This is a genomic window from Cryobacterium zongtaii (genome assembly GCF_002909375.1).
In the GTDB taxonomy this organism is placed as follows: domain Bacteria; phylum Actinomycetota; class Actinomycetes; order Actinomycetales; family Microbacteriaceae; genus Cryobacterium; species Cryobacterium zongtaii.
The window spans coordinates 164,018-188,464 of the sequence record NZ_PPXD01000009.1 but is presented as its reverse complement, the minus strand read 5'-3'; the positions used below and the strand labels follow the sequence as shown (position 1 = coordinate 188,464).

Below are 24,447 nucleotides of genomic sequence, written 5' to 3'. Positions count from 1 at the left end.
CATCCGCAGCATTCGATTGGACACCCTATGAAGACCCGACTCATCGGCGACCGTACCGTCAGCTCCATCGGCCTGGGCGGCATGCCCATGTCGATCGAGGGCCGACCCGACGAAGCCCGCTCCATCGCCACCATCCACGCCGCCCTCGAGGAGGGCGTGACCCTGTTCGACACCGCGGATGCGTACCACCTGCACGCCGACGAGGTGGGCCACAACGAGTCGCTCATCGCGAAGGCCATCGCCTCGTGGGGCGGCGACTCGTCGCAGGTGATCGTGGCCACCAAGGGCGGGCACCTGCGGCCCGGCGACGGCACCTGGTACGTCGACGGCCGGCCCGAATACCTCAAGCAGGCCGCCGAAGCCTCGCTCAAGCGCCTCGGCGGCGACGCGATCGACCTGTACCACCACCACCGGCCCGACCCCGCGGTGCCGTACGCCGACTCGATCGGTGCCATCCGGGACCTGCTCGACGCCGGCACCATCCGCCTGGCCGGTATCTCCAACGCCAACCCGGCGCAGATCCGCGAGGCCTACGACATCCTCGGCGGCCGGCTCGCCAGCGTGCAGAACCAGTACTCGCCCGCGTTCCTCAGCAGCCGGCCCGAGCTCGACCTCTGCACCGAGCTCGGCGTCGCGTTCCTGTCCTGGAGCCCGCTGGGCGGCATCAAGTCCGCCGCCGACCTGGGCACTGCCTTCGCGCCGTTCCAGCGGGTGGCGGATGCCCACGGCGTGAGCCCGCAGGTCGTCACGCTGGCCTGGCACCTGGCCGCGTCGCCCCGGGTGATTCCCATCCCCGGTGCGAGCCGACCCGAGAGCATCCGTGACTCGGTGCGCGCAGCCGACCTGACCCTGTCAGACGAGGAACTCGCCACCCTGTCGGCCGCTCTGAACGACGCCGCGGTGACGGCATGACCGCCATCGTGCACCTCGACCTGCGCCTCGACCCAGCCGCGCTCGAGACCGTCCCGGCCCTGCTGAACGAGGTCCTCACCGCGACCCGCGCGTGGCCGGGCAACGAGGGACTCGAGGTCATCGTCGACGACGCCGACCCCGCCCACGTGATCGTCGTCGAGCGCTGGGCCACCGCCGCCGACCACGACGCCTACGCCGCCTGGCGCACCACGCCGGAGGGTGTCAGTCGTCTGGGTGAGGTTCTCGCTGCCCCGCCGGTGAAGACGGTCTTCTCCGGCCGGATTCCGCTGGCCCTCTAGCCGGTCAACCGGCCGGTCAGGCCGCCGAGCCGACAGCGTCGACGGGCTCGAGGGCAGCGGCCGCGGCGGCGACGTCTTCGAGCAGCTGCTCGAGGAACGCCGACGCGGCCGGGCTGGGCTCGTCGGCGACCGCCACGGCCACCGCCCATTCGGGCACGGTCGCCGGCAGCGGCACCGCAATGAGGTCGTCGGGCCGCTTCAGCGCGAAGCTGGTGGGCACGATGGCCACGCCCAGGTTGTAGCCCACCAGTTCGAGCAACGGATGCACGTCGTTGACCTCCATCGCCGCCCGGTACTCGAAGCCGGCGGCGGCGAACGCCCGCCGGGCGAGCATGTGCGCGCCCCAGCCGGCCTGGAAGCCGATCAGCGGTTCTGTGCGCAGGGTCTCCAGGTCGGCCTCGGCCAGGGCCGCGACGGGGTGGTCCGGGTGGCAGAGCACCACCATCTTCTGGCTGCTCAACCGGTGCAGCCGCACTCCGGGCGGGGTGTCCCCCGTCACCACGACCAGCGCCACATCGGTGGTGCCGCTGGCCACCCCCTCGATCAGTTCCACGGAACCCAGCTGGCGCAGCCGCACCTCCACCCCCTGGTTCGCGGTGCGGAAACGGGCGAGCTCGGCGGGCAGGTCCACGGAGCCCAGGCACGGTTCGGCGCCCACGGTGAGGCGTCCGCGCATGAGGCCGCGTACCGCGGCGACGGCGTTCTGGGCCGCTGCGGCGCTGGCCAGGGTGCGAAGCGCATCCGCCAGCAAAGCCTGACCGGCGGCCGTGAGCTCGACCCGGCGGGTGCTGCGGATGAACAGCGAGGTGCCCAGCTCGATCTCCAGGGCCCGGATCGACGCGGACAGCCCCGACTGGGAGATGTGCAGCAGCTCGGCCGCCCGGGTGAAGTGACGTTCGTCGGCGACCGTCACGAAGTGTTCAAGCTGACGCAGTTCCATTCAGCAACCCTACAACTCAGTGCGGCGGCACCCAGAGCCTCGACGTCTCGTTACTTGTCGAGGGGGCGCCAGATCACCATTTGGTTCGAGCGGCGGGTGCGGGTGCCGGCGCGCATCGAGATGACGTCACCGGCCGAGCCGGCCGCGAAGACGCGGCGGCCCGGACGGTTGAGCAATTCGTCGGCCAAGGCCGCTTCCAGGTCCCCCACCCGGCTTTCCAGGGCCCGCACGGTGTCTTCCAGCGCGAGGATGCGCCGGATTCCCTCCAGGCTCACACCCTCGGCACCCAGATCCGCGATCTCCCGCAGCCGGGCCACGTCGCGCATTGAGTAGCGGCGCGAGCGGCCCGGCGTGCGGCCGGGGCTGACGAGCCCCATCCGGTCGTACTGCCGCAGGGTCTGCGGGTGCATACCCGCCAACTCTGCGGCAGTGCTGATCACGAAGACCCGGGTGTTCTCATCCATGACCGGTGTCAGCCCTTGGCCCTGGCGAGCAGTCCGTCGCGCGGGTTCTCCTTGGGCAGCGCCTCGTTGAACGCGAGCAGCTTCTCCTCGGCGTCCTTCGACAGGTGCGACGGAACGGCCACCTGAACCTCGGCGAGCAGGTCGCCGGTGCCCTTCGGGGTGACCACACCGCGACCCTTGACCCGCAGCACCCGCCCACTGGGGGTGCCGGGCGCCACGCGCAGCTTCACCGGCGGCCCGCCCAGGGTGGGCACCTCGATGGTGGCACCGAGGGCGGCTTCAGCGAAGGTCACCGGCACGTTCACACGCAGGTTGAGTCCGTCACGTTCGAAGACCGGGTGCTTGCGCACGGTGACGGTGAGCACGATGTCACCGTTCTCGCCGCCGTCCGGGCTGGGTTGCCCCTGCCCGCGCAGCTTGATCTTCTGCCCGTCGGCCACGCCGGCGGGAATCTTGACCTTGATCGACCGACCCTCCTGCGTCTGCAGGGTGATCTGGTCGCCGTGGGTGGCCGTGATGAAGTCGACCGTGGTCGACGCGACCACGTCACGCCCCCTGGTCGGCCCGCCCGCGCCTCGGAAACCTCCGGTGGGGGTGCCGAACCGGCCACCACCACCCTGGGCGCCACGGCCGAACATTCCGCCGAGGATGTCGTCGAAGCCGGCCTGCTCGTAGGAGTAGCCCTGCTGTTGACGGGCTCCTCCACCGAACATGCCGCCGAAGACGTCGTCGAAGCCGCCCTGCTGGCCGCCCTGCCCGGGGGCGGTGAAGCGAGCTCCACCGCCCATCGCGCGCACGGCGTCGTACTCCTTGCGCTGTTCGGGGTCACCGATGACCGAGTGGGCCTCGCTGATCTCCTTGAACTTCGCCTCCGCCGCGGGGTTACCCGGGTTGGAGTCGGGGTGGTACTTGCGGGCCAGCTTGCGATATGCCTTCTTCAGGTCGGCCGCGGAGACGTCCTTCGACACCCCGAGAACCTTGTAGAAGTCCTTGTCGAACCAGTCCTGGCTAGCCATCGCTCGGTACCTGCACGACGACCTTGGCCACCCGCAACAGCGAGGACCCGAGGTAGTAGCCGGTCTCGACGACGTCGCCGACGGTTTCCACGTCGATGTCGGGCGTGGGCATCTGGAAGATGGCCTCGTGCACGGTGGGGTCGAACACGTCGCCGACGGTGCCGTACGGCTTGAGGCCGATGCGCTCGGTGCTGGCGCGCAGCTTGGCCGCGATGGTCGCGAAGGCGGTGTCGCCCTCGAGATCGCCGTGCTTCTCGGCCCGGTACAGGTCGTCCAGCACCGGCAGCAGTACCTTGACGACTTCGCCGGTGACGCGCTCGCGCTCGATCTCCCGGTTGGCCTCGGTGCGCTTACGGTAGTTGGCGTACTCCGCGGTGACCCGCTTGAGGTCGGCGAGGTGCTCGCTGGAGGGGTCGGATGCCTCGAGGTCGGCCGCGTCCAGGATGTCCTGCACGGTCAGCTCGTCCTCCTCGATGCCCGCGGCGTCAGCCGCGTCGACGAACTCGGCCGGAGCGGCCGCGTCGGAGTCCGGCCCGCCCGCCGCGGGGGCGCCCGATTCGGGCGCTCCCGCAGCAGCAGCAGACTCGTCTTCGGGACGGTTCTCGTCCGGACGGTTGGCGTCGCTCATTACTTCTTCGCTTCGTCCTCGTCGTCGACAACCTCGGCGTCGACAACGTCTTCGTCGGGGTTGCCCGACTCGGCGGTGGGCTCGGCGGTCTCGGACTCGCCGGCCGCGGCATCCGCCTGGCTGGAGGCGTAGATGGCCTCGCCAAGCTTGCCCTGGCTCTCGGTGAGCTTGTCGAACGCGGTCTTCACAGCGTCGTCGTCGTCACCGGCGAGAGCGGACTTGAGGGCGTCGACGTCGGCCTGAACCTCGGTTTTGACCTCTTCGGGCAGCTTCTCGTCGTTCTCCTTGATCAGCTTCTCGATCGAGTAGGCGAGCTGCTCGGCGCCGTTGCGGGTCTCGGCGGCTTCGCGGCGGCGCTTGTCTTCTGCCGCGTGCTCTTCACCCTCGCGAACCATGCGCTCGATGTCTTCCTTGCCCAGCGCGGTGCCGCCGGTGATGGTCATCGACTGCTCCTTGCCGGTGCCCTTGTCCTTGGCGGACACGTGGACGATGCCGTTGGCGTCGAGGTCGAAGGTGACCTCGACCTGCGGGATGCCGCGCGGGGCCGGCGCGATGCCGGTGAGCTCGAAGGTGCCCAGGTTCTTGTTGTCGCGGGTGAACTCGCGCTCGCCCTGGAAGACCTGGATGGCCACGGACGGCTGGTTGTCGTCGGCCGTGGTGAAGGTCTCGCTGCGCTTGGTGGGGATGGCCGTGTTGCGCTCGATGAGGCGCGTCATGATGCCGCCCTTGGTCTCGATGCCGAGGCTCAGAGGGGTGACGTCGATGAGCAGGACGTCCTTGCGCTCGCCCTTCAGGACACCGGCCTGCAGTGCGGCGCCGACGGCGACGACCTCGTCGGGGTTGACACCCTTGTTCGGGTCCTTGCCACCGGTCTCGGCCTTGACGAGCTCGTACACGGCGGGCATGCGGGTGGAGCCACCGACGAGAACGACGTGCGCGATGTCCTCGACCTTGACGCCGGCCTCACGGATGACGTCCTGGAAGGGCTTCTTGGTGCGGTCGAGCAGGTCTTCGGTCATCTTCTCGAACTGGGCGCGGGTGAGCGTCTCGTCGAGGTTGGCCGGGCCGTTCTCCGTCAGCGAGAGGTACGGCAGCTGGATGCTGGTGGACATGCTCGAGGAGAGTTCCTTCTTGGCCTGCTCCGCGGCTTCCTTGAGGCGCTGCTTGGCGATCTTGTCCTTGGAGACGTCGACGCCGGTGGAGTCCTTGAAGCGCTTGATCAGGTGATCAACGATGCGCTGGTCCCAGTCGTCGCCGCCGAGGCGGTTGTCGCCGGAGGTCGAACGCACCTGAATGGTGCTGAAGTCGTCGTCCTTGCCCACCTCGAGGAGGGAGACGTCGAAGGTTCCGCCACCGAGGTCGAAGACCAGGATGAGCTCGTCTTCCTTGCCACGGTCCAGGCCGTAGGCCAGGGCGGCCGCGGTGGGCTCGTTGATGATGCGCAGCACGTTGAGGCCGGCGATCTCGCCGGCTTCCTTGGTGGCCTGGCGCTCGGCGTCGTTGAAGTACGCGGGAACGGTGATGACGGCATCCGTCACCTTGTCGCCCAGGTACTGCTCGGCGTCGCGCTTGAGCTTGGCGAGGATGCGGGCGGAGATCTCCTGCGGGGTGTACTTCTTGTCGTCGATGTCGACGGTCCAGTCGGTGCCGACGTGGCGCTTGACCGACGAAATGGTGCGGTCCACGTTGGTGACGGCCTGGCGCTTGGCGGTCTCGCCGACGAGTACCTCGCCGTCCTTGGTGAACGCGACCACGGAAGGCGTGGTGCGGAAGCCTTCAGCGTTTGCGATGACGGTGGGTTCTCCACCCTCGAGTACGGCCACCACCGAGTTGGTGGTTCCGAGGTCAATGCCGACTGCACGAGCCATGTGAGAGTATCTCCTTCAAAGTTTGGGTTCAAGGCCTGTTTCAAAGACTTGAGTGTTGCTGGCTCAAGTGTGCCACCGCCCAAAAACCTAAGTCAAGCCGGGGTCGCCAAAGTTGAGTCGGAGAGGCTCAACTCCCAGCATTCTCACAAGAAGTGGGACAATAACGTGTGCCGCCCTCGACCTCACCCGATCCCGCCGCGGACTCCGTACGCCGACGCGCCGTGCTGGCGAAGCTCCCGCGGATCTCCCGGCTCGACGGCTCCGCCATCCGGGTTCTCCTCGTCGACGACGAGGACACCCTCACCAATCTGGTGAGCCTGGCGCTGAGTTATGAGGGCTGGATCGTGGACGTCGCCCACACCGGGCAGGCCGCCCTGCGGGCCTACCGGGACAACCGGCCGGACGTCGTGATCCTGGACATCATGCTGCCGGACACCGACGGATTGAGCGTGCTGCGCCACCTGCGCTCCGGCGGCTCCACCACGCCGACCCTGTTCCTCACCGCCAGGGACTCTGTGGACGACCGCATCATCGGCCTGACCGCCGGCGGTGACGACTACATGACCAAGCCGTTCAGCCTCGAGGAACTCGTGGCCCGGCTGCGCGGGCTGCTGCGCCGCACCGTGCAGGCCGTCCCCGAGGAGCAGGCCGCGCTGGTGGTGGGCACCCTGACCCTGGACGAAACCAGCTATCGGGTGCGTCGCGATGACGCCGACATCATGCTCACCACGACCGAGTTCGACCTGTTGCGCTACTTCATGCGCAACCCGATGCGGGTGCTGAGCCGGGCGCAGATCCTCGACGAGGTCTGGAACTACGACTTCGCCGGGCGCGGGAGCATCGTGGACCTCTACGTGTCGTACCTGCGCAAGAAGATCGATGCGGAACGCGCCCCGATGCTGCACACCGTGCGCGGTGTCGGCTACATGCTGCGGCCCGCGGAGTGAGCGCGGTCGGTTCATCGACGGCTCCCCCCGAGCGCGGAGCGGCGCCCTGGACGCTCCGCCGCCGACTGGTGGTGGGAATCGCCGGCGTCGTGGCAGCGGTGCTTCTGGGCATGGGCCTGCTGAGCATCGCCGTGTTGAGCACTTCCACGAACACCGTGGCCGATGCCCAGCTCACGGCGTCGCTGTCGGCGCTGAGCCAGTCTGTCGACAAGTACCGGGGTCCGCCCGCCGTCGGCGGGCACGGGCACGGCGGCGGCGTGGCCAAGTCCTTCGTCGATTTTGTCGGGCACGGGCGTGGCACCGTGATCGCGGTCGTCGCTGATGGTGTGGTCGCCGACTCCGCCCTGTTCTCGGGCACCGGCGCCGTTGTGCTCTCGACCGACGCGATCGAGGCGATCGAGCTTGCCGTCACCGATCTCGAGTCGGACGGGGAGAACCGAAGCCTGAACCTGGGCGACCTCGGCAGTTACCGCGTCGCGACAGTCGTCAACGACGGCGAGCTGCTGGTGGCCGGCGTACCCCTCGAGGCCGCCGAGATGGCGTTGTTGCGCCAGGGCCTGGCCATCGCCGTCTTCACGGTGCTGGCGCTGGCGGGAACCGTGCTGGGCACGATTCTGGTCGTGCGACTCGCCCTGCGCCCCCTGGCCCGGGTGGTCGAGACCGCCGTCGAGGTGACCGCGCTGCCGTTGGCCGTGGGCGACCACGGCATTTCCACCCGCCTCGCGGCCGCAGACACCGATCCCCGCACCGAGACGGGCAAGGTGGGTGAAGCCCTCAACCAACTGCTCGACCACGTCGACACCGCCCTCAGCGTGCGGGCCGCCACCGACCGGCGGATGCGCCGGTTCGTCACGGATGCCTCCCACGAGCTGCGCACCCCGCTCGCGGCCATCCAGGGCTACGCCGAACTGACCCGGCAGGACAGCGCCGAGCTGCCCGAGATCACCGAGTACTCCCTCGCCCGGATCGAATCCGAGGCTCGGCGGATGAGCTCGCTCGTGAGCGACCTGCTGCTGCTCGCCCGTCTCGACGAGGGCCAGGACCTGCATGTGGAAGACGTGGACCTCGCCGACCTGCTGCTGACCGCGGTGAACGACGCCAGGGCATCCGCGCCGTCGCACAGCTGGCTCGCCGAGGTGCCGGACACTGCCGTGGTCGTGCGCGGCGACCGGGAACGCCTGCACCAGCTGGTGGCGAATCTGCTCTCCAATGCCAGGGTGCACACCCCGCCCGCCAGCAGCGTGACCGCCCGGCTGCGGGTGGGCTCGCCCGGCATGCCGGTGCAGCTGAGCGTGCAGGATGACGGGCCGGGCATCACCGCAGATCTGCTGCCGGTGATCTTCGAACGCTTCGCGCGCGGCGATGCCTCCAGGACCCAGGTGTCCGGCGGCCCTCGCAGCACCGGCCTGGGCCTGGCGATCGCCCTGTCGATCGCCGAGGCGCACCGAGGCACCATCCGGGTGCGGTCCTCCCCCGCGGGCACCGCCTTCACGGTCACCCTGCCCACCCCGGGCACCCGGCGCCCGTGATGCCCCGCCTGGTGGTGGTGCTCCCCGTGGTGCCGCTGCGGGTGGGCGCCGGCTTCGCCGTGGCCGAATGGCCCCTGCACGTCACGGTGCTGGCGCCGTTTCTCACGGATGCCGACCCCGGCGACGTCGGCCACGCCATCCGTCTCGCCGTCGAGAACCAGGCGCCGCTCACCGTCGTCGCCGGCGAGGACGCGCTGTTCGGGCGGCGGCACACCATCCCCGTCACGATGCTGCTCCCGCACGAGGGACTCACCCGACTGCACCGCACCCTGGTGGACACCCTACGGCCGTTCGCCGCCGCTCCAGACGAACCGGCCTTCACCGGCGACGGTTTCCGCGCCCATGTGACGCACAAGCCGCCCGCCCGCCTTCACCCCGGCCAGTCCCTCACCCTCGGTCAAGTCGCCCTGGTGGACATGCTCCCCCGCACGCACGAGGCCGGCCGCACGGTCCTGGCCGCCACCAGTTTCGCGAGCTGAGAGAAAAGCCCCGAAAACCAGAGGTTTTCGGGGCTTGACTCACCGTCCGCGAGGTGTCACTCGCGTTGCGACCAGACCTCCCGGGCGGTCAGCGGCACCGCGAGGGGGCGCTCGGTCGTCGTGGTCAGCTCGAGCCGGCGCCCCTCGGCGGCCGACTGCAGCAGCGAGGTCATCACGTCGAGGGAATGCAGCGCGATGTCACCGTTCGCGCGGGCCGCACGGTCGGGGCCGGCCGCGATGAAGTCGAGCAGGCCGATACCGCGGGCGCTGTCCAGGTAACCGGCCGCCGTCGGCAGGGGCCGCCACTGGGTAGCCCCGAGCTCGAAGAAGCGCGTCTCGCCGTCGAACCGGTTCGGGTCTGGCACCGAGAGGGTGCCGTTCTCACCGTGCACCTCGAGGGGGGCCGCGTCGGTGGCGGCGCCGTCGAAGCTCGTCGTGATCGTGGACAGGGCGCCACTGTCGTGCTCGAGCACCCCGGTGATGTGCGTGTCGACGTCGACCGGGATCACCGCGCCGGCCCGCGGGCCCTGCGTGATCGTGCGCGTGCCCCGCAGCCGGCTGGCCGCGCCGGTGACCGAGCGCACCGGCCCGAGCAGGTGCACCAGGGCGGCCACGTAGTACGGGCCCATGTCCAGCAGCGGGCCGCCGCCGCTCTGGTAGTAGAAGTCGGGGCTGGGGTGCCAGCGTTCGTGCCCCGCTGTCACCATGACGGCGGATGCGGCCAGCGGGCGCCCGATCAGGCCGTCGTCGATCGCGTGACGAGCGGTCTGCAAGCCGGTACCGAGAACGGTGTCCGGCGCGCTGCCCAGGCCCACCCCGGCGGCAAGCGCCGCGGCAACGATCTCGCGGGCGTCGGCCATCCGGGCGGCCAGCGGCTTCTCCCCGTAAACGTTCTTGCCGTGGCCGATCGCGGCCAGCGCGATCTCGGCGTGCGCGGCCGGGATGGTGAGGTTCAGCACGGTGTCGACCTCGTCGCTGGCGACCAGCTCGGACACCGACAGGGCTCGCGCGTGCGGCAGCCGGTCGGCCAGGGTGCGGGCCCGGGCGGTGTCGAGGTCGGCGACCGCCGTGATCCGGATCTGGGCGCTGTCGGCGAGAGTGTCGAGGTAGGCGGCCGAGATGTTGCCCAGGCCTACGATTCCTAGGCGGTGCGGGTGGCCCACAGCATGCCCCTTTCGATGATGGTGCGTACGTTGGGGTCGGCGAGAACCTCCGGGCTGTGCCCCGCGGTGCTGACGCATAGGCGACCCGCGCCCCAGAGCCGGGTCCACACCGCCGGCGAGGTGATGGGCCGGTGCCAGGGCTCCCAGTCGGGCGCCGGATGGGTCGTCGTGGCGAGCACATCGATGAGGTCGTCGTGCAGCACCCAGTACTGCTCGGTGCACAGGTCGAAGTCGGCGAGGCCGGCGGTGATCGGATGCTCCCGGCCGAGCGGCGTCATCTGCACCGTGTAGTCCAGGTAGTTGTTCTCCTGCGCGCCGTCGACCCGGTCCGCGGGCGGTTTGCCCGGGTGGGTGGCGAACTGGCCGCCGATCAGCTGCAGGTAGTCGGCGGAGGCCCGGAAGGAGTCGGCGATGCCGCCGTGCCAGCCCGTGAGACCGGTGCCGGCGGCCACCGCCGCGCGAAGTCCCGCGACCTGGTCGCCGCTGATCTCACTCATCGTGACGCTCTGCACGATGAGGTCGAACCGGGCCATCTGCTCGGCGTCGGCGTAGATCTCGGGTGACTCCTCGATCTGCACCGAGTAGTCGTGTGCGGCGAGGAACGGTAGGAACATCTCCGTGGCGGCGACGGGGTGGTGGCCGTCCCAGCCTCCTCGAACGATCAGGGCGTTGTGCTGGGTCATGCGGTTCTCCGTTCCACGGGCGTCGTCTGGGATCTGGCCTTGGCGCTCGCCTCGACCGCGGCGAGTACCCGTTGAACATCGAGCGCCTCGCCGAAGCCCGGCGAGGGCGCGGTTCCGGCGCCGATGGCGGTCACGAAATCGACCATCTGGTGGGTGAACAGGTGCTCGTAGCCGAGGCCGTGCCCGGTGGGCCACCAGTTGGCGACGTAGGGATGCACGGGATCGGTGACGACGATGCGGCGGAAACCCTCGGCCTCGGGGTCGGTACCGCGGCCGTCGAAGTACTCGAGTTCGTTCATCCGCTCGAAGTCGAAGGCTATCGATCCGCTCTCACCGTTGATCTCGATGCGGTTCGCGTTGCGACGGCCGGTGGCCATCCGGGTGGCCTCGAACACTCCCAGGGCCCCGCCGGAGAAGGTGGCGGTGAACGCCATCGCATCGTCGACCGTGACCGGCCCGCGGGCCGCGTCGGGGTCGGCGACACCGCCGAGTCCGGCCGCCGCGCCGCGCTGCGGACGTTCGGTGACAAAGGTGCGCAGGGTCGCAGAGACCTCGGTGATGCTCTCGCCGGTGAGCCATTGCGCGGTGTCGATGCTGTGTGCGCCGATGTCGCCGAGCGCCCCGGAGCCGGCCTTGGCCTTGTCCAGCCGCCAGCTGAGCGGGGCCGCCGGATCGCTCAGCCAGTCCTGCAGGTAGTCAGCCCGCACGTGCCGGATAGCGCCCAACCGGCCCTCGGCGATGAACCGGCGGGCCAGCGCCAGCGCCGGCGTGCGGCGGTAGCTGAAGCCGCACATCGACAGCACGCCGGACTGGGCGGCCTGCTCGGCGGCGTCGGCCATCGCCACGGCTTCAGCCACGGAATTGGCCAGCGGCTTCTCGCACAGCACGTGCTTGCCGGCCGCGAGGGCGGCCAGGGCGATCTCGACGTGGGTGTCACCCGGAGTGCAGATGTCGATGACGTCGATGTCGTCGCGGGAGACGGCTTCGCGCCAGTCGGTCGACCACTCCTGCCAGCCCAGTTTTGTGGCCTGCGCGGCGGTGGTGTCAGCGGACCGGCCCACGAGCAGCGCCATTTCGGGTTCTCGGGGAAGGTCGAAGAACCTCGGCGCCGTGCGCCAGGCCTGCGAATGGGCCGCGCCCATGAACGCGGTTCCGATCAACGCCACCCGCAGCGGGGTCTGGTCTGCCATTCGCGCTCCTTCAGTCGACACCATCGTCGGACGCTTGTCCTTTGCGAGGATGGCAGCACCAGCACCACCCCGGCACTTTTTTGCGCAAAAATGGTGGGAGGAGGCAGGGTGATGGGCGAAACGGCACGGGTGACACTCAGTGATGTCGCCGAGCGAGCGGGAGTGTCCATCGCCACAGCCTCACGCGCCCTGGCTGGGCGCGGCGAACTGGGTCTGGCCACCCGGGAACGGGTTCTGGCGGCCGCGACCGCGCTGGGCTACGACCGGGGCACGTCGTCGCGCGGACGGCCCAGCACCCTGGACACGCGATTGATCGAGCTCGTGCTCGGCTCCTTCGACGATGCCTGGACCGACGAGGTCACGGCGGGTGCGCGGCGCAGTGCCTTCGAGCACGGCTACGACCTCGTGCTCACCCTCGAGCGGGACGACCCCGCCGACGACTGGCCCGCGCGGGTCGCCACCCGCCGGCCGTCCGGCGTGATCCTGGGCCTCATCAGGCCCACCCGTCGGCAACTCACCGAGCTGCGGGGGCTGAGGATCCCCCTGGTGTTGCTGGACCCTCGGTCCGACCCCAACGGCGAGCTGGCCAGCGTGGGCACGACCGACCACCAGGGCGGTTACGACGCCGGCGCACACCTGGCCGCCACGGGCCTCGGCCGCTTCGCCGTGATCACCGGCACCCCGCGGTTCAGGTTCGGCAAGGCTCGCGAGGAGGGCTTCCGCCGCGCGATCGCCGAGCACGCGCCCGGCGCCCCGGTCACGCGCGTGGACGTGGGCTGGGACGGCGCTGGTCTCAGCACCGCGATCCCCGACCTGTTCTCCGGTGACCGCACCCCTGTGGGCGTCTTCGCCTGCAACGACGCCATGGCCCTGGCGGTGTACCCCGCGGCCCGGCGGGCCGGGCTGCGCATTCCCGCGGACATCAGTGTGATCGGCTTCGACGACGAACCGCGCTCCATTGTGGCGTCACCTCCGCTGACCAGCGTGCACCAGCCGCTGGGGGCGATGGCCGCCCGCGCGGTGGCCCTCGTGCACGAAATGCGCGCCCGCGGCGGGGAGCACTTCGACAGGATCGAGCTGCCGACCCGGCTCGTGTTGCGCCAGTCCACCCTCGCCACCCCTCCGCGAACTGTGAATTGAGCGCCAAAACCTCGGGTTTTCGGTGCTTAGGTCACGGCTCGCGGGCCGGTAATTTGGGGGAATGGAGATACGGGAAGCCCGGGAGGGCGACTGGGGCGCGATCTGGCCCTTTTTGCGGGACGTTGTGGCGGCCGGCGAGACCTATTGCTGGCCACGGGACACCAGCGAGGCCGACGCTCAGGCGTGGTGGCTGGGCAAGCCCGGCGGCCGGGTCTTCGTGGCCGAGGACCACGGCCGGGTGCTCGGCACCGCGGAGCTGCACCCCAACCAGCCGGCGGCGGGAAGTCACGTGTGCAACGCCGGCTTCATGGTGGCCCCGCAGGCGGCCGGTCGAGGCATCGGCCGCGCCCTGGCCGAGCATGTCCTCGAGCAGGCCGCGAACGCGGGGTTCCGCGCGATGCAGTTCAACGCCGTGGTGGAGACCAACCACAACGCCGTGAGCCTCTGGCAGAATCTGGGCTTCAGCATCCTCGCCACCGTGCCCGGCGCCTTCCGCCATCCGGTGCACGGATATGTGGGCCTGCACGTGATGCACAGATCGCTGTTGCCCTGACAACTGCCCGAACATCCGTCGCCCATTGTTCACCCCACGGCCCTAGGGTGAACGCATGACCGAGACACTCGACGGCAACGGCGCCGCCCACGCCCCCGCGGCCCACACTCCCGCCCGCGCCGCCGTCGTCGCCTGGAGCCTGTGGGACTGGGGCTCGGCCGCTTTCAACGCCGTGGTCACCACGTTCGTCTTCTCGGTCTACCTCACCGGCTCCTCATTCGGCGAGGAGGGCGACGTCGCCGCGCAGCTGGGCTGGGCGCTCGCGATCGCCGGGTTCCTGATCGCCGTGCTCGCCCCGGTCACCGGCGCCCGCTCGGACTCCTCCGGCCGGCGCAAGTTCTGGCTCGGCGTGAACACCTTCATCGTGGTTGGCCTCACCGCCGGCATGTTCTTCGTGCTGCCCACTCCGGAGTACCTGCTGCTCGGCCTGGTGCTGCTGGCCGCCGGCAATGTGTTCTTCGAGCTCGCCGGGGTCAGCTACAACGCCATGCTCGCGCAGGTCTCGACGCCACGCACCATCGGCAAGGTGAGCGGTTTCGGCTGGGGCATGGGCTACATCGGTGGCATCGTGCTGCTGCTGATCGTGTACTTCGGCTTCATCAGCCCCGAGGTGGGCCTGTTCGGCGTCACCAGCGAAAACGGGCTGGCGGTGCGGGTGACGATGCTCATCGCCGCCGCGTGGTTCGGCCTGTTCGCGCTGCCGCTGCTGTTGCGGGTGCCCGAATACCGGGCGCCGGATGCCGCGAAGCGCGCCAAGGTCGGCTTCTTCCAGTCCTACGTCGAACTGGGCCGCGACGTGGCCAAGCTCTGGAAGACCAACCGCCAGGTGGTCTACTTCCTGTTCGCCAGCGCCATCTTCCGTGACGGCCTGGCCGGCGTCTTCACCTTCGGCGGGGTCCTCGCCGCGTCGGCGTTCGGCTTCTCCCCCGGCGAGGTGATCATCTTCGCGATCGCCGCGAACGTGGTGGCCGGCGTCGCCACCATCAGCGTGGGCGTGCTCGACGACAGGCTGGGCGCCAAGCCCGTCATCGTCACCGCCCTGGTGGGCCTCATCGTCAGCGGCAGCCTGGTGTTCCTGCTGCACGACGGCGGCCAGATCGTCTTCTGGACCGCCGGCCTGGCCCTGTGCCTGTTCGTGGGGCCCGCCCAGTCGGCCAGCCGCACCTTCCTGGCCCGGATCATCCCGGCCGGCCGGGAGGGCGAGGTGTTCGGCATGTATGCCACCACCGGTCGTGCCGCCAGCTTCCTGGCCCCCACGGCGTTCGCACTGGCCGTGACCATTTTCGGCGAAACCTACTGGGGCATCCTGGGCATCGTGCTGGTGCTTGTCATCGGCTTGCTGTTGTTGCTGCCGGTCAAGGCCCGGCAGAACCAGATGGGCTGAGCCCTCGAGGCGGTGGCTCCGGATGCGTTCCGGCCGCCGCCCAGAGCGCGTGGAAGTGGTTGATCGGGCCGTGCCCGCCGCCCACCTCGAGCCGGTCGGCGGAGGCCACGCTGTCGCTGAGCCAGGCCTTCGTCTCGGTCAACGCCCGCGGCCAGTCCCGGTGCCGGGCCGCCAGCGTGGCCAGGGCCGACGACATCGAACAGCCGGTGCCGTGGGTGTTCACGGTGTTGATGCGCGGCGCGGAGACCTGCACGATGCGGGCCCGCCCTGGCTCGGTGCCGGCCGCGTCGACGAGGGCATCCGGGCAGGCCGGACCGGCCAGGTGGCCGCCCTTGACCAGCACCCGGGTGCCGCAGGCGCGGGAGAGCCGCTCGCCCTGCTCGAGGGCCCCTGCCCAGTCGGCGGCCTCGGGTTCGTTCACGAGCACGGCCAGCTCGGGCAGGTTCGGGGTGACCAGGTGCACCAGCGGCACCAGGGCGCGGAGCGCGGCCTCGGCGGACGCGTCGAGCAGCCGGTCGCCGCTGGTGGCGATCATCACCGGGTCGAGCACGATCACGGATGGCCGCACCCGGGCCAGCCACGCGGCCACGGCCTCGATGAGGTCGGCCTGGCCGAGCATGCCGATCTTCACGGCGTCGATGGTGACGTCGTCGCTGACCGCGTCGAGCTGTTCCACGAGGAAGGACACCGGTGGGATGTGCACCGAACGCACCCCGCGGGTGTTCTGGGCGACGAGCGCGGTGACCACGGCCATGCCGTAACCGCCGTTGGCGGCGATGCTCTTGAGGTCGGCCTGAATCCCGGCGCCGCCGGTGGGGTCGGTGCCGGCGATGCTGAGCACCCGGGGGATCTCCCTCGGCCCGGTCATCGGGTCCACTCCCGGTGCAGGGCGCTGGCAGCGGCGCGGGCATCCGGAGCGGCGCAGACGGCCGACACCACGGCCACCCCGGCGGCCCCGGCCCGGCGCAACGGCCAGACGTCCGCGAGCCCGATGCCGCCGATCGCGACGCAGGGCAGCGCACTCGTGGCGGCCAGCGCGGCGAAGCCGGGCACCCCGAGCACGGGCGGATGGTCGGGTTTGGTGCTGGTGGCCCGGATGACGCCGACGCCCAGGTAGTCCACGGTGCCGGCAGGCAGCGCGAAGACCCTGTCGAGCTCGGCCGGGGTGTTGGCGGTGATGCCCACAATCGCGTCGGAGCCGACCCTGTCGCGCACTCTGGCCACGGCTTCGTCGCCCTGGCCCACGTGCAGGCCGTGCACGGCGGCGCGCTCGGCGAGCGCCCGCAGGTACACGTCGACCCTGTCGTTGACGACCACGGTGGCGCGGTCACCGACCGCGTCGGCCACCTGCAGCAGCAGGCGCAGCACGTCGTCGTCCGACCCGGTCTTGTCGCGCACCTGCACGGTGGTGATGCCGCCGGCGACGGCGTCGATCACGGTTCTCAGCACGCCCCTGGCACCGCACAGGGCGGTGTCGGTGACGAGGTAGAGCGAGAGATCGCTCACGCCAGCCGCGCCCGGTCGATGACGGTGGCGCCGTCGAGGGAGTGCAGCCGGTCGAGGAAGTGCGCCGCGAAACTGCCCGGCCCGGCCGCGTCGGCGGCGGCGAGCTCCGCGGCAACGGTGTACAACAGCGTGGCGGCGGCGGTCGCGGCGAGCGTTGCGCCGGGTTCGTCCCGGTCGACGAGCGAGAGCACGGCGGCGGTCACCGCGCCGAGCGCGCATCCGCCGCCGGTGACCCGGGTGAGCAGCACGTGACCGTTGGCCACCCGGATGGTCTGCGAACCGTCGGTGATGAGGTCGACCGCGCCCGACACGGCCACGCTCGCTCCGGTGCTGCGGGCGAGCAGGGCGGCGGCGTCGGCGGCGCCCTCCGGCGAGTCGGTAGCGTCGACGCCTCGGCCGCCGGTGCCCAGCTGGGCCAGGGCGATGATCTCCGACGGGTTACCGCGGATGGCCGTGGGCCGGAAGTGCAGCAGCTCGCGAGCCAGCCCGGTGCGCACCGGCAGCACGCCGATCGCGACGGGGTCGAGCACCCAGGGGGTGCCGGCGGCGTGTGCGGCCGACGCGGCCTCGAGCATCGCAGTGCGCTGCTCGGCGTGCGGGGTGCCCACGTTCACCAGCACTCCGGAGGCCACCCCGGCGAACGGTCCGGCCTCGGTGGGCACGTCCACCATCGCGGGCGCGGCTCCCAGGGCCAGCAGCACGTTGGCGGTGAAGTTGGTCACCACCGCGTTGGTGAGGCACTGTACGAGAGGTTGGCTCTCGCGCAGACGGTCGAGCAGATGGGCAGCATTCTCTGGTGTCAGACGGATGGTCATCCGGGACATCCCTTCGCTAGTACGAACTAGATCAGGTTCAACGGGTGTTTTCTCAGCCCCGGCCGTTTGGCAGGGCACCCCGTGTCACTACCGAAACCCTAGCGGCCGGATTGTTCACACCCGGACTAGTAGTCGAAATCGTCGACGGCGAACCACGGCACCGGCACCGCCGGGTCCAGAAGCGCGAGCGGATCCACCTCGAACGTCTCCAGCACCACGCTGACGCCGGGTGACACGAGCGCCTCCACACCGACATCGCCGACGACGGGTAGCCTGACCATTCCGCCACCCTGCCGGACGGCGGCCGTGAGGGCTGCTACGAGCGCGGTCACGTCGCACGAGCTGCGCAATCGGAACAGGCGCTCGCCGACCGTGAGGGTGTGAGCCTGCATGACATCTCCCTCGGTGTAGACCTCACGCTAAGACCAAAGCGGCGACGTGTATACACGCTTGACAGCGCTGTGTCTTTGTCTGAAACCCTCCAGCGTTTACACCGGCGCACCCGGCACACTGGACCGATGACAACCACACTGCTGAACAAGGCCGAACTCCTCAACGCCCTGCACGTGCCCGGAACGCCACTGATCGTCACGAACGTGTGGGACGCGATCACCGCCAAGATCGTCTCCGAGACCCCGGGCGTGAAAGCCCTCGCCAGTGCCTCGCACTCGGTGTCCAACGTGCGCGGTCTGCCGGACGGCGAGGGCCTCACCGTCGACGAGGCCATCATCGCCGCCCGCATCATCACCGGAGCGACCGACCTGCCGGTCTCGGTCGACTTCGAGAAGGGCTACGCGGCGGATGCCGCGGGGGTCGCCCGCAACGTGCGCCGCCTGATCGAGGAGGCCGGGGCCGCCGGCATTAACATCGAAGACTCCGTGGGCGCCACCAAGGCGCCGCAGTTCGACATCCCCACCGCGGCCGCCCGGGTCGCCGCGGCGCGGGAGGGCGCCGAGGCGGCCGGAGTGCCCCTGGTGATCAACGCCCGCGTCGACACCCTCGCGGGCGGCGGCGAGTGGGCCGAGGCCGTTCAGCGTGCCAACGCCTATCTCGACGCCGGCGCCGACGTGATCTTCTTCCTCGGCCTGGGCGACGAAGACAAGGTCAAGCGCGCCCTCGACGAGGTGAACGGCCGCATCTCCGTGATCGGGAACCCCGGCGCCGTTCCCCTGGCGCGGCTGGCCGAACTCGGCGTCTCCAGGGTCAGCTTCGGCCCAGGCACCCTCGGCCTGGCCCTCGCCGCGTTGCAGCGCGCCGCCGCCCAGCTCACCGCGCTCGGCGATTACCCCGACGACCTCGGCTTCCCCTTCGAGCTCTAACCCGGCTTCGGCGTGGGCGGCTCGGTACGGTGGGGTCATGCCAAGCTTCGCGTCGCACGATGAGACCGTTCTGCACTACGACGTTCTGACTCCGGATGCGGCGGGCGCGCCTGAGCGCCCGCCGCTGGTCGTGCTGGCCGGCGGGCCGGCCCGGCATCCGGAGTACCTGGGCGATCTGGCCGGGCTCACCCGCCTGCGCACCCTCGTGGTGCTGCACCAGCGGGGCGTGGGGGCGTCGTCGCCGTCGCCCACCGCGCCCGCCGCATCCTGGCCCGCCCTGGCCGACGACGTCGAGGCGCTCCGCCGGCACCTGGGGTTGGCCGAGATCGAGCTGCTCGGCCACTCGGCCGGCACCCGCGTCGCGCTCGCCTATGCGGCCCGCCACCCTCATCGGCTGGCAAGCCTGTGCCTGCTCACCCCACCCGCGCAGTGGCTCGTGACCGTCCCCGACGACAGCTCGCACATCATCACGGGGCACCGCGCCGAGCCCTGGTACGCCGATTACGTCGCGCACCGGATCGCGGCGACGGCGGCGAAGACCGCCTCCTACCTCAACCACCTGTTCCCCTACCTCGCCCCGATCGGCTGGTCGCGGTGGACGGCCCAGGCCCGGGAGCACGAGGCGACCGGCGCCTGGCATCCCGCGGCGCAGGACCTGTTCTTCGCCGGGGCCGACCCGGCGGGCATCCTGATCGGCCTGGCGCAGGTGCACTGCCCGGTTCTGGTGGTCGCGGGCGCCGACGACGGCCTCACCGGGCTGGCCCCGGTGCTGGCCGTCGCGGACCTGTTCACGAACGGCCGTGCCGTGACCATCGCCGGCGCGGGGCACTACCCGTGGGTGGAGCAGCCGCAGGCGTTCACCGCGGCGCTGGCCGGTTTCTACCGGCGCCCGGCGAACACGGCCTAGACCCTCCGAATCCGGCCGCCGCGGGGCGCGGCCGTCAGAGCGGGGTGGGATCGAACAGCACGTGGGAGCGGCCCGTCACCGCGTCCTCGGCGACCCGGGCCCGCACCCCGTAGACGTCGCCGATGAGCTCGGGCGTGAGCACGTCTCGCGGGCTGCCCCCGGCGACCGCGCGTCCGTCCTGCAGGACAAGCACACTGTCGCAGAAGGTGGCCGCGAGATTCAGGTCGTGCAGGGCCACGATCGCGGTGACCGGCAGGTCGGCGACGAGGGCCAACAGCTCCAGCTGATGCCGGATGTCGAGGTGGTTGGTGGGCTCGTCGAGCAACAGCTCGGTCGGCTCCTGCGCGAGAGCCCGTGCGATGTGGGCCCGCTGGCGCTCCCCGCCCGACAACGTGCGCCAGAGTCGGTCCGCCTTGTCGGTCAGACCCACGTGCGCCAGTGCGCGGTCGATCGCCCGCGCATCGTCTGCGGTGTCCCCGCCGAAGAGCGACCGGTAAGGCGTGCGGCCCAGCCGCACGACGTCCCGTACCAGAATGTCCACCTCGGTCTCCGCGTGCTGCGTGACGGTCGCCACGGTTCGGGCGACGTGCCGGCGACGCACCGAGGTGAGGTCGGCCCCGTCGAGCGTGATCCTGCCGGTATCGGGTGCCGACACGCCCTGGAGGAGGCGCAGCAGGGAGGATTTGCCGGAGCCGTTCGGGCCGAGCAAACCCACCGTCGAGCCGGGCAGCGGGCAGAGGGTCACGTCGTCGATCACGAGGGTGCCGCCTCGCCGCCAGCTCACGCGGTGCGCTTCGAGTGTCACGCCCTGCCCCTGCCCTTGTTCCGCAGCAGCAACAGCACGAACACGGGAACGCCCACGAGGGCGGTGCCCACGCCGACCGGCAGCGGGGTGGGGGCGAAGACGACGCGGGACGCGGCATCCACCCACACCATGAAGACAGCGCCGAGCACAATCGTGGCCGGGATGACCCTCGAGTGGCGCTGGCCGAAGAGCAGGCGGGCCGCGTGCGGCAGAACCAGGCCGACGAAGCCGATGGCGCCCGCGATGCTCACCAGGGTGGCGGTCAGCAGGGCCGTGACGATCAACAGGATCAGCCGGGTGCGCCCGACGTGGATGCCGAGAGACGCGGCGACATCCTCACCGAACGCGAAGGCGTCGAGCGATCGCGCCCAGACCAGGCAGACCAGGGCGCCCGCCGTGACCACGCCGGAGCTGAGGGCCACGTCGTCCCAGCGCATGCCTTCGAGCGAGCCGAGGAGCCAGAACATCACCCCACGGGTCTCGTCGGAGTCCGCGAAGGCGAACACGACCAGGGAGGTGAGCGCCGAGAACAGTTGGGTGCTCGCGACGCCGGCCAGGATGACCCCCGCCGTGCCGGCGGACGAGAACCGGGCGAGGAGCAGCACAAAGCCGAACGCGGCCAGGGCGCCGATGAACGCGCCGCCGGAGAGCCCGATGGCTCCGCCGCCGATGCCGAGAACCCCGACGAGCACCGCCCCCGTCGACGCCCCGGAGGACACCCCGAGCACGAACGGGTCGGCAAGCGGATTGCGCAACAGCGACTGCAGAATGACCCCGCTCAGGCCGAGCCCGGCCCCGCACGCCGCTGCGACCAGGGCCCGCGGCAGCCGTTCCTGCCAGACGATCGCATCCTCCGAGACACGCACCGGGATATCGGTCAACGCGAGATGGTTCAGCAGGATGTCGCGCACGTTGACGAGGGACACATCCGCGGGGCCGAGCGTGACGGCGACGCCCACCGAGAGCACGATCGCGACCAGGCCGAGCAGGCCGAGGACCAGGCCGAGCACGGCGCGCGGCAGGGGCCGCCCGCGGGTCACCGACGCGGCGGCAACGGTGCTCAGAGCGCGCCCTTGTGCTCGTCCCACCAGGCACGGATCTTCTCGAGGCCGTCGACGAAGCGGATGGACGGGTTCATCTCGGCGCCGTGCAGGGCGATGTAGCGCTGCTCCTGCACGACCTCGAGGTTCTTGGTGAGGGGGTCGCTCTCGAGGAATTGGATCTTCTCGTCGAGACGGTCGCCGGGGAAGCGGTCGCGCTGCAGATCACCCAGGACGAGGATGTCCGGGTCGGCGTCGACGACGCTCTCCCAGCCAACGGCAGGCCAATCGTCGGCGGTGTCGGCGAAGACATTCGTCATGTTCGTAGTGCTGGCCAGAAGCGCCGCTGAGCCGAGGCCGCCGGCGATGTAGGGCGTCTTCGTGTCGGCGAACCAGAACATGACCGTGCGTCCGTCGAAGTCCAGGCCGTCGGAGGCCGCCGCGGCCCGCCCTTCGAGTTCGCTGACCAGCGCCTCGCCCCGGTCCGACACGTCGAAGATCTCGGCCAGCTCGCGGATCTCCTGGTACAACGCGTCGACCTTGAGTGCCGTCGTGCGGGTTCCGCCGCCGTTGACGCTCACACCGTTGTCGCAGTCGGTGGGCGAGAGGTAGGAGCCGATGGCCGTCTCGGCGAGCCGTTCGCGGCTGGCGACCCCGGCGTCGGCGTAGTGGCGACCGAACGAGGCCGTGACGAAGTCGGGGTCGGTGCCCAACAGCACCTCGTAGGTGGGCGCGTTGTCGGCCAGCCGCGGCACCGCCGAGTTCGCGGTGGCCAGCGAGTCGAGCACCGGGTCGGTCCACGACGCGGTGCCGACCATGCGCTCTTCCAGGCCGAGCGACAGCAGGATCTCCGTCGAGTTCTGGTCCAACGACACCACGCGCTCCGGGGCGGCCTCGAACGTCTGCTCGGAGCCGCAGTTCGAGACGACGAGGGGATACCCCGTCTTCCCGTCGCTGGCGACGGCCAGGGCCGCCGGTGAGTCGATCTCCTCGGAGGCGCCGCAGCCCGACAGGGTGGCGAGCGCGACGGCGGTGAGCAGGCCCACGAGGGCGTGCGTCCTTTTCGTAGTGATGAGAACTCCTGAAGGTGCTGAGCGGAAAGTGACGGCTCCTCGCGATGCGGGCCTTGGTAAGTATAGCCTTACCTAAATTCGTGTCCGCTCGGTGAGGTGTTCCCTGAGCTGCCTCTCGGTGACAGGATGCTCCTGTCCGGCTCCGCCGATCCGGCTCCCGGAGGCTGCACATGGTGACGTTTGGCATCGAGGAAGAGTACTTTCTCGTCGACCCGCGCTCCCTGCGGCCGGTCAGTATGGCCGACACCATCCTGGGCGATCTGCCGCCCCGGGCTCGCGCGCCCGGACTCGTCACCCACGAGTTCCTGGCCTCACAGGTGGAACGAGCTTCGGCGGTTTTCACCGAGCTGGTCGAGGCCGAGGCCGACCTGGCCGCCTTTCGAGGCGAGCTGGCTGCGGTGGCGAGGAAGCGCGGAGTCCTGGCTGTCGGCACCGGCACGCCCTTCGACGCCCCGGCGGCGCCGACCCTCACCGACGCGGCCCGGTACCACCGGATCGGGTCCGGAGTGCGCGGGGTCGTGCGGGACCATCAGATCTGCGCCACGCACGTGCACGTGGGCGTGCCCACCCGGGAGGCCGGGGTGCACGCCCTCAATCATCTGCGGGTCTGGCTGCCCACGTTGTTGGCGCTGACCGGCAATTCGCCGTTCTGGCGCTGCCGGGACATCGGCTTCGATTCCTGGCGGGCGGTGATCATGCGCCGCTGGGCGACCACCGGCTGTCCGCCGGCGTTCACCGACGCCGACGACTACGACCGGCGCATCCGGCGTCTGGTCGGTGTGGGAGCCACTGTCGACACCGGCACGGTGGCTTGGTACGCGCGGCTGTCCGAGAGGTATCCCACGCTCGAGGTGCGGGTGGCCGACGCCCAACTCGACCTGGCGCCCACGATGCTGCTTGCGGCGGTGGCCCGCGCCCTGGTCGTGACCGGCGTGGCCGCGGGCGATCGTGGGGCGCCGCCGCCCGCGGTGGAGCCCGAACTGCTCGACGCCGCGCTGTGGCACGCCTCCCGTGACGGCATCCGCGGCCGGCTCCTCGATCCCACCACCAGGGAGCTGGCCCCGGCCAGGGCGGTCACCGACAGTCTGCTGCGCTCCATCGGCGACGCGTTGGAGAGCACCGGGGACCGGCCTCGGGTGGCCGAGCTGGTGGAGCAGGTGCGGCGCGCGGGAACGGGCGCGCAGCAGCAACGGCGGGCGTTCCGCACGGGCGGGCTCGCCGGATGGCGGGAACTCGTCGAGTCGTCGTTCAGCTGATCGGCGCGCCGGCTCCCTCGGCCGGCTCCGGGTTCAGTCGCCGGGGCGAATCACTTCGCCCACGAATCCGGCCGACCGGGCGCGCAGCATCGAGATCCGGTCATCCCGGGCGGCGGCAACGTCGTAACCGATGTAGGCCATCGACGGCAGCTTCCGCACGTTGGCGGAGCACTGGAACGCCTCGCAGACCAGGATGCCGACGGTGTCGCCGTTGCGGCCGGCCGCCCCGGCCCGCTGGGCGCTGTAGAGCACCACCTCGTTGGGCAGTTTCACATCGCGGCACCACGAGCACTGGGCGCGGCGGCGTGGGGAGGCATCCGCCTGTCGGAGGACGATGCCGACAGGCTCGCCGTCGACGGGGACGACGACGTAGGAGCGGCGCTTCATCTTGGGGTCGACCCAGCCGAAATAGTCCAGCTGCGCCCAGTCGAGCTGGTCGAAGCCGGGCGGCAGGGTGATGTCGGACACGACCTTGCGGGAGGCGTTCACGAAGGTGGCCTTGATGGTAGCGGTACTGAGGGGGAGCATACG

Annotated in this window: 27 protein-coding genes and 1 riboswitch; of the genes, 11 read left to right on the top strand and 16 right to left on the bottom strand. The window is 70.5% G+C overall.

Going from position 1 to position 24,447, the window contains the following annotated elements; all coding sequences use genetic code 11:
• Positions 1–27 precede the first annotated feature (27 nt).
• Positions 28–912, top strand: a complete 885-nt coding sequence (locus C3B61_RS09055) for an aldo/keto reductase (RefSeq protein WP_103460308.1) — start codon at positions 28–30, stop codon at positions 910–912.
• Complete coding sequence (locus tag C3B61_RS09050; protein ID WP_103460307.1) at positions 909–1,211, top strand: putative quinol monooxygenase; 303 nt, start codon at positions 909–911, stop codon at positions 1,209–1,211. Before C3B61_RS09055 ends, C3B61_RS09050 begins: the two co-directional genes overlap by 4 nt.
• A gap of 16 nt (positions 1,212–1,227) precedes the next feature.
• On the opposite strand, the gene C3B61_RS09045 is transcribed toward C3B61_RS09050, so the two are convergent.
• Genes C3B61_RS09045 through dnaK form a run of 5 tightly spaced genes read right to left on the bottom strand, consistent with a single transcriptional unit; the run spans position 1,228 to position 6,127 of the window.
• A complete protein-coding gene (locus C3B61_RS09045; RefSeq protein WP_103460306.1) occupies positions 1,228–2,151 on the bottom strand; it encodes a LysR family transcriptional regulator in 924 nt (307 codons plus the stop codon).
• 50 nt (positions 2,152–2,201) lie between these two features.
• On the bottom strand, positions 2,202–2,615 hold the full coding sequence (locus C3B61_RS09040; protein ID WP_103430802.1) for a heat shock protein transcriptional repressor HspR: 414 nt from the start codon (positions 2,613–2,615) through the stop codon (positions 2,202–2,204).
• A gap of 8 nt (positions 2,616–2,623) precedes the next feature.
• Positions 2,624–3,631 (bottom strand): DnaJ C-terminal domain-containing protein, encoded by a 1,008-nt coding sequence (locus C3B61_RS09035; RefSeq protein WP_103460305.1) that lies wholly within the window; start codon positions 3,629–3,631, stop codon positions 2,624–2,626.
• Entirely contained in the window at positions 3,624–4,259 is a 636-nt protein-coding gene (locus tag C3B61_RS09030) for a nucleotide exchange factor GrpE (protein WP_103430804.1), read from the bottom strand. The genes C3B61_RS09035 and C3B61_RS09030 overlap by 8 nt, the downstream gene beginning before the upstream one ends.
• Positions 4,259–6,127, bottom strand: coding sequence for a molecular chaperone DnaK (dnaK, locus tag C3B61_RS09025; RefSeq protein WP_103460304.1), 1,869 nt, complete (start codon positions 6,125–6,127; stop codon positions 4,259–4,261). The genes C3B61_RS09030 and dnaK overlap by 1 nt, the downstream gene beginning before the upstream one ends.
• A gap of 221 nt (positions 6,128–6,348) precedes the next feature.
• Here dnaK and C3B61_RS09020 point away from each other — a divergent pair, with 221 nt between their 5' ends.
• Genes C3B61_RS09020 through C3B61_RS09010 form a run of 3 tightly spaced genes read left to right on the top strand, consistent with a single transcriptional unit; the run spans position 6,349 to position 9,082 of the window.
• A complete protein-coding gene (locus tag C3B61_RS09020; RefSeq protein WP_279327056.1) occupies positions 6,349–7,074 on the top strand; it encodes a response regulator transcription factor in 726 nt (241 codons plus the stop codon).
• Positions 7,071–8,603, top strand: coding sequence for a sensor histidine kinase (locus tag C3B61_RS09015; RefSeq protein WP_198416856.1), 1,533 nt, complete (start codon positions 7,071–7,073; stop codon positions 8,601–8,603). Before C3B61_RS09020 ends, C3B61_RS09015 begins: the two co-directional genes overlap by 4 nt.
• The gene (locus tag C3B61_RS09010; RefSeq protein ID WP_103460303.1) at positions 8,603–9,082 is read left to right on the top strand and encodes a 2'-5' RNA ligase family protein; all 480 of its coding nucleotides are present in this window, start codon (positions 8,603–8,605) and stop codon (positions 9,080–9,082) included. Before C3B61_RS09015 ends, C3B61_RS09010 begins: the two co-directional genes overlap by 1 nt.
• A gap of 56 nt (positions 9,083–9,138) precedes the next feature.
• Here the strand turns inward: C3B61_RS09010 and C3B61_RS09005 are convergent, their stop codons facing one another.
• Genes C3B61_RS09005 through C3B61_RS08995 form a run of 3 tightly spaced genes read right to left on the bottom strand, consistent with a single transcriptional unit; the run spans position 9,139 to position 12,118 of the window.
• On the bottom strand, positions 9,139–10,245 hold the full coding sequence (locus tag C3B61_RS09005; RefSeq protein ID WP_103460302.1) for a Gfo/Idh/MocA family protein: 1,107 nt from the start codon (positions 10,243–10,245) through the stop codon (positions 9,139–9,141).
• Positions 10,224–10,928: a ThuA domain-containing protein gene (locus tag C3B61_RS09000; protein ID WP_103460301.1), complete on the bottom strand. Its 705-nt coding sequence runs from the start codon at positions 10,926–10,928 to the stop codon at positions 10,224–10,226. Before C3B61_RS09000 ends, C3B61_RS09005 begins: the two co-directional genes overlap by 22 nt.
• A complete protein-coding gene (locus tag C3B61_RS08995; protein ID WP_103460300.1) occupies positions 10,925–12,118 on the bottom strand; it encodes a Gfo/Idh/MocA family protein in 1,194 nt (397 codons plus the stop codon). Before C3B61_RS08995 ends, C3B61_RS09000 begins: the two co-directional genes overlap by 4 nt.
• Positions 12,119–12,229: 111 nt before the next feature.
• On the opposite strand from C3B61_RS08995, the gene C3B61_RS08990 reads away from it, so the two are divergent.
• The 3 genes from C3B61_RS08990 (at position 12,230) to C3B61_RS08980 (ending at position 15,195) form a co-directional block, all read left to right on the top strand.
• Entirely contained in the window at positions 12,230–13,258 is a 1,029-nt protein-coding gene (locus C3B61_RS08990) for a LacI family DNA-binding transcriptional regulator (protein WP_103460299.1), read from the top strand.
• Positions 13,259–13,319: 61 nt separating this feature from the next.
• Positions 13,320–13,811 (top strand): GNAT family N-acetyltransferase, encoded by a 492-nt coding sequence (locus tag C3B61_RS08985; RefSeq protein WP_103460298.1) that lies wholly within the window; start codon positions 13,320–13,322, stop codon positions 13,809–13,811.
• Between the two features lie 55 nt (positions 13,812–13,866).
• Positions 13,867–15,195: an MFS transporter gene (locus C3B61_RS08980; RefSeq protein ID WP_103460297.1), complete on the top strand. Its 1,329-nt coding sequence runs from the start codon at positions 13,867–13,869 to the stop codon at positions 15,193–15,195.
• Here C3B61_RS08980 and thiD read toward each other — a convergent pair.
• From thiD to C3B61_RS08960, 4 genes are all read right to left on the bottom strand, one after another.
• A complete protein-coding gene (gene thiD, locus C3B61_RS08975) occupies positions 15,167–16,063 on the bottom strand; it encodes a bifunctional hydroxymethylpyrimidine kinase/phosphomethylpyrimidine kinase (protein WP_244285892.1) in 897 nt (298 codons plus the stop codon). The two genes, C3B61_RS08980 and thiD, sit on opposite strands and share 29 nt — an antisense overlap.
• Positions 16,060–16,701, bottom strand: coding sequence for a thiamine phosphate synthase (gene thiE / locus C3B61_RS08970; RefSeq protein ID WP_088457606.1), 642 nt, complete (start codon positions 16,699–16,701; stop codon positions 16,060–16,062). The genes thiD and thiE overlap by 4 nt, the downstream gene beginning before the upstream one ends.
• Entirely contained in the window at positions 16,698–17,516 is an 819-nt protein-coding gene (gene thiM / locus C3B61_RS08965; protein WP_103460296.1) for a hydroxyethylthiazole kinase, read from the bottom strand. The genes thiE and thiM overlap by 4 nt, the downstream gene beginning before the upstream one ends.
• Positions 17,508–17,608, bottom strand: a riboswitch (TPP riboswitch). It overlaps the preceding gene by 9 nt.
• 33 nt (positions 17,609–17,641) lie before the next feature.
• Positions 17,642–17,908, bottom strand: a complete 267-nt coding sequence (locus tag C3B61_RS08960; RefSeq protein ID WP_088457608.1) for a hypothetical protein — start codon at positions 17,906–17,908, stop codon at positions 17,642–17,644.
• Between the two features lie 126 nt (positions 17,909–18,034).
• Here C3B61_RS08960 and C3B61_RS08955 point away from each other — a divergent pair, with 126 nt between their 5' ends.
• Together C3B61_RS08955 and C3B61_RS08950 are read left to right on the top strand one after the other, a co-directional pair.
• A complete protein-coding gene (locus tag C3B61_RS08955; protein ID WP_103460295.1) occupies positions 18,035–18,835 on the top strand; it encodes an isocitrate lyase/PEP mutase family protein in 801 nt (266 codons plus the stop codon).
• Between the two features lie 37 nt (positions 18,836–18,872).
• The gene (locus tag C3B61_RS08950) at positions 18,873–19,742 is read left to right on the top strand and encodes an alpha/beta fold hydrolase (protein ID WP_103460294.1); all 870 of its coding nucleotides are present in this window, start codon (positions 18,873–18,875) and stop codon (positions 19,740–19,742) included.
• 34 nt (positions 19,743–19,776) lie between these two features.
• Here C3B61_RS08950 and C3B61_RS08945 read toward each other — a convergent pair whose 3' ends face one another.
• Genes C3B61_RS08945 through C3B61_RS08935 form a run of 3 tightly spaced genes read right to left on the bottom strand, consistent with a single transcriptional unit; the run spans position 19,777 to position 22,633 of the window.
• Entirely contained in the window at positions 19,777–20,547 is a 771-nt protein-coding gene (locus tag C3B61_RS08945) for an ABC transporter ATP-binding protein (protein ID WP_103460293.1), read from the bottom strand.
• Positions 20,544–21,635, bottom strand: coding sequence for a FecCD family ABC transporter permease (locus C3B61_RS08940; RefSeq protein WP_103460292.1), 1,092 nt, complete (start codon positions 21,633–21,635; stop codon positions 20,544–20,546). The genes C3B61_RS08945 and C3B61_RS08940 overlap by 4 nt, the downstream gene beginning before the upstream one ends.
• On the bottom strand, positions 21,608–22,633 hold the full coding sequence (locus C3B61_RS08935; protein ID WP_244285891.1) for an ABC transporter substrate-binding protein: 1,026 nt from the start codon (positions 22,631–22,633) through the stop codon (positions 21,608–21,610). Before C3B61_RS08935 ends, C3B61_RS08940 begins: the two co-directional genes overlap by 28 nt.
• A gap of 197 nt (positions 22,634–22,830) precedes the next feature.
• Between C3B61_RS08935 and C3B61_RS08930 the strand changes: the two genes are divergently transcribed.
• On the top strand, positions 22,831–23,916 hold the full coding sequence (locus C3B61_RS08930; RefSeq protein WP_103460290.1) for a carboxylate-amine ligase: 1,086 nt from the start codon (positions 22,831–22,833) through the stop codon (positions 23,914–23,916).
• A 33-nt stretch (positions 23,917–23,949) separates the two neighbouring features.
• Here the strand turns inward: C3B61_RS08930 and C3B61_RS08925 are convergent, their stop codons facing one another.
• Positions 23,950–24,444: an FBP domain-containing protein gene (locus C3B61_RS08925; RefSeq protein ID WP_103460289.1), complete on the bottom strand. Its 495-nt coding sequence runs from the start codon at positions 24,442–24,444 to the stop codon at positions 23,950–23,952.
• Positions 24,445–24,447: the final 3 nt, after the last annotated feature.